At 61.3% G+C, this 3,218-nt stretch carries 6 protein-coding genes; 5 read left to right on the top strand and 1 reads right to left on the bottom strand.

Annotated features, from left to right (window positions below):
- The 3 genes from AWB67_RS35490 to AWB67_RS42590 all read left to right on the top strand — a co-directional run.
- The coding region (locus tag AWB67_RS35490; RefSeq protein ID WP_125477833.1) for a GNAT family N-acetyltransferase at window positions 1-389 on the top strand (389 nt) is incomplete at its 5' end.
- A 129-nt stretch (window positions 390-518) separates the two neighbouring features.
- Window positions 519-803, top strand: coding sequence for an SDR family NAD(P)-dependent oxidoreductase (locus AWB67_RS42595; protein ID WP_235025546.1), 285 nt, complete (start codon window positions 519-521; stop codon window positions 801-803).
- Complete coding sequence (locus AWB67_RS42590; RefSeq protein WP_327367091.1) at window positions 781-1,062, top strand: SDR family NAD(P)-dependent oxidoreductase; 282 nt, start codon at window positions 781-783, stop codon at window positions 1,060-1,062. The genes AWB67_RS42595 and AWB67_RS42590 overlap by 23 nt, the downstream gene beginning before the upstream one ends.
- Here AWB67_RS42590 and AWB67_RS35480 read toward each other — a convergent pair.
- On the bottom strand, window positions 996-1,220 hold the full coding sequence (locus AWB67_RS35480; protein ID WP_327367089.1) for a helix-turn-helix domain-containing protein: 225 nt from the start codon (window positions 1,218-1,220) through the stop codon (window positions 996-998). The genes AWB67_RS42590 and AWB67_RS35480 overlap by 67 nt on opposite strands.
- A 446-nt stretch (window positions 1,221-1,666) precedes the next feature.
- On the opposite strand from AWB67_RS35480, the gene AWB67_RS35475 reads away from it, so the two are divergent.
- Both AWB67_RS35475 and AWB67_RS35470 read left to right on the top strand, forming a co-directional pair.
- A complete protein-coding gene (locus AWB67_RS35475; protein WP_087660563.1) occupies window positions 1,667-2,596 on the top strand; it encodes a LysR family transcriptional regulator in 930 nt (309 codons plus the stop codon).
- Window positions 2,593-3,218 (top strand): cation:dicarboxylate symporter family transporter (locus AWB67_RS35470; protein ID WP_125477832.1); only part of this gene is annotated, 626 nt, incomplete at its 3' end. The genes AWB67_RS35475 and AWB67_RS35470, both read left to right, overlap by 4 nt.

Here is a 3,218-nt window from a genome sequence, read left to right as displayed (position 1 = left end):
ACGCGGATGCGGCCGATATGCTCGATCTGGTTCAACGGACCAAGCCCGGTCCTTTCGGCAGGCGAACTGGCGAGATGGGCAGCTACATCGGGATGCGCGACCGGGGACGTCTCATCGCCATGGCCGGCGAAAGAATGCGTGTCGATGGATATGCCGAGATCAGTGCCGTTTGCGTGGATGACGACTATCGCGGGAAAGGGCTTGCTGGCCGGCTCGTCAACGTCTTGCGTAAAGAAATCGAGCGACGAAGCGAAACGCCGTTTCTGCACGTCTTCAGCGACAACACGTCTGCGATCGGTTTGTATCAGCGTCTCGGCTTCGAATTGCGTCGCACGTTTCACCTTACCCGCGTCGGACACACGGATCCGGGTTCGGCCGTGGTTCTTTAAAGCCATTTGCGAAACGTGGAATTCGAGCCGACCGTCCGTTACCCCGGGTCGATAGTGATCGGCCGTTCGTACGGCCTTGTAATCCTTTCAGCGCCTTCCCGCGCCTATCGACCAGCGAAACAACTCGTCATGTCAAAAACCATCCTGATTACCGGCACCAGCAGCGGCTTCGGCCGCGACACGGCAGAGACGCTCGCCTGTGCCGGACACCGGGTCTTCGCGTCAATGCATGATGTCGCCAACCGTAACCGGCCTCATGCAGAGGCCCTGCGCGCCAGGGGAATTCATGTCATCGAACTCGACGTGACGCACGACATCTCCGTCGAGCGCGGTGTGAACAGGGTCGTCGACGAAGGCGGGACGTCTCGACGTCCTCGTCAACAACGCTGGCATCCGCTCGGCGGGCATCTCTGAAGCGTTCACGACGGAACAGGCACGCGCGCTGTTCGAGGTGAACGTATTTGGCATCCAACGGACAATGAGGGCGGTGTTGCCGGCCTTCAGAAGCCAGGGCGAAGGGCTGGTCATCAATATCGGCTCGATCCTCGGCCGGGTGACCTTTCCTTTTTTCGGTCTCTACGGCGCGTCGAAGTTTTCGTCCCATCGCTACCACTCGGTCGCGGAGGATAGCGCAGCAGTTGCGCGTGACTGCACGGTGAGATCGAGCTCATAAAGGCCCAACAGGGCCAGGAGCTGCTCGGTCGTGATGGACGCCGGGTCCAGCTCAAGCGCGGATAGCCGGCTCTGGCTCAACCTCACGCGCGCCGCGGCCTGTGCTTGGGAGAGTTTCTTCGCTCGGCGGGCCGACCGTAATATCTGACCCAGTTGCATGGCAGTGACGATAGTTCGGTTCATTGTGTGTACCTGTGACACAGCTATTTTCATTTTACGCGCTATACAGGTATTTTAAGATTATTCGTTTTAGAGCTAAACGACTGGTTGCCTATCAAGCTCATCGGTCGGCGCGCAAAGCCGCCTCGAGAAAAGCCTCATTGCAGGGATGTCATACGATCCAACTCGCCGAGAAAAGTCGGTGCAGTTTGGTGCGGTCTCCGGCTTTTCTCCCTATCCGTTTCACGTAAGCTACCTCTCAGTGGAATACATGCTGGTTACGAGAGTGGTAGTGGAAAGCAAGGGCCCCGTTCTGGAGTGATCCGGACGGGGCCTTTTGTGTTTCGCGCGCTGCCTGTACCTGCCCGCAACCGAGTGTTGTTCTCGATGGGCGCACTGGGCCACGTCATGCAAAATACCCGCATCTGATATGCGGAGCACGACTCGTGGGCGTCAACTTCGATCTGAACGATTTGCAGGCGTTTCGAGCCGTCGTAGAGTTGGGCAGCTTCCGCAAGGCGGCGGACGCGGTCAACATCTCGCAGCCGGCGCTGAGCCGGCGCATCGAGAAGCTCGAAGCGGCGCTCGGCGTGCGGCTCTTCGAGCGGACCACCCGCAGTGTCACGCTCACGACGGTAGGCCGCGTGTTCGCCCCGAGCGCGGAACAGCTTCTCGACGACCTCGATGTCGCGTTGCTCGGCATCCGCGATGTGTCCACCAGCCGTCTGGGTCATGTGACCATCGCGTGCGTGCCATCGGTGGCCTACTATTTCCTGCCGAGCGTCGTCGCTGCCTATCACACCCGCTATCCGCGCATCCGGGTCAAGCTGCTCGACTCGAGCGCGAACGAAGTGCTCGGCTCGGTCATCAGCGGTGAAGCCGATTTCGGCGTGAGCTTCATGGGCAGCCAGGAGACCGAGGTCGAGTTCAAGGTCCTGCTGCAGGAACGATTCGTCGCCGCATGCCGTCGCGATCATCCGCTTGCCCGGAAGACCCGTGTGTCGTGGAGCGAGCTGTACGAACACGAATACGTTTCCGTCGACAAGACTTCCGGCAACCGTTTGCTGCTCGATCAAGCGTTGACTACCGTAGCGCCGAAAGTGCCGAGCGTCTGCGAGACGCGCCACGTCACCACCATGCTCGGCCTGATCGAAGCGGGGCTCGGCGTGGCCGCCGTGCCTTCGATGGCGATGCCCATGCGCGACCATCCGATCCTGACCAGCGTGCCGCTCGTCGATCCGGTCGTGACGAGGCGAGTCGGTATCGTGAGGCGCCGGGGCCGTCCGCTTGCGCCAGCCGCGCAGCAGTTCTACCAGACGATCCTCGACACGAAACGCAGCGGCATGGCCGGTGCGGCCAAGAAGACCCCGAAATGACATTGCCGAGGCCTTTCAATCTGCTTTACGTCCAGGTCCTGCTCGGCATGGGGCTCGGCATGACCGTCGGCCACTTCTGGCCACAGACCGGCGCATCGCTCAAGCCGCTTAGCGATGCATTCGTCGCGCTGGTGCGCATGATGATTGCACCCATCGTTTTCTGCACGATCGTCACCGGTATCACGTCGCTTTCGAGCGGCTCGAAGATCGGCCGGACCATCCTGAAGGCGCTTGCGTTGTTCTACTTTCTCACCATCGTTGCGCTCGTCCTCGGGCTCGCGACCGCTTTCGCGCTGCACCCGGGCGCGGGACTGCACATCGACGCGCATCATCTCGACACGGCCGTTCTCGCCCAGTATTCGACGCGCACGCAGTCGCACGGACTCGTCGAATTCGCGCTGCATGTGATTCCGGAGACGCTTGTCGGCGCCTTCGAGAAAGGCGAGGTGCTGCCGGTCCTGCTGCTCGCCCTGCTGTTCGGCTTCGCATTGAACGCCAGCCGGAGCGCCGGCCAGCGGGTACAGGAATTCATCGATGGCATCGCGCACGTGCTGTTCCGCATCCTCGCGCTGATCATGCGGCTTGCGCCCGCCGGCGCATTCGGCGCAATGGCGTTCACGGT

The sequence above is a fragment of the Caballeronia terrestris genome, from assembly GCF_001544515.1.
Classification (GTDB): Bacteria; Pseudomonadota; Gammaproteobacteria; order Burkholderiales; family Burkholderiaceae; genus Caballeronia; species Caballeronia terrestris.
Note: the sequence above shows the minus strand (reverse complement) of the source record. Positions and strands in the feature narration are given on the sequence as shown.

Bases quoted from the DNA above. Each gene is read 5' to 3' on its own strand.
- AWB67_RS42595 (WP_235025546.1), top strand. From the start codon at position 519: ATGTCAAAAACCATCCTGATTACCGGCACCAGCAGCGGCTTCGGCCGC.
- AWB67_RS35480 (WP_327367089.1), bottom strand. From the start codon at position 1,220: ATGCAACTGGGTCAGATATTACGGTCGGCCCGCCGAGCGAAGAAACTC.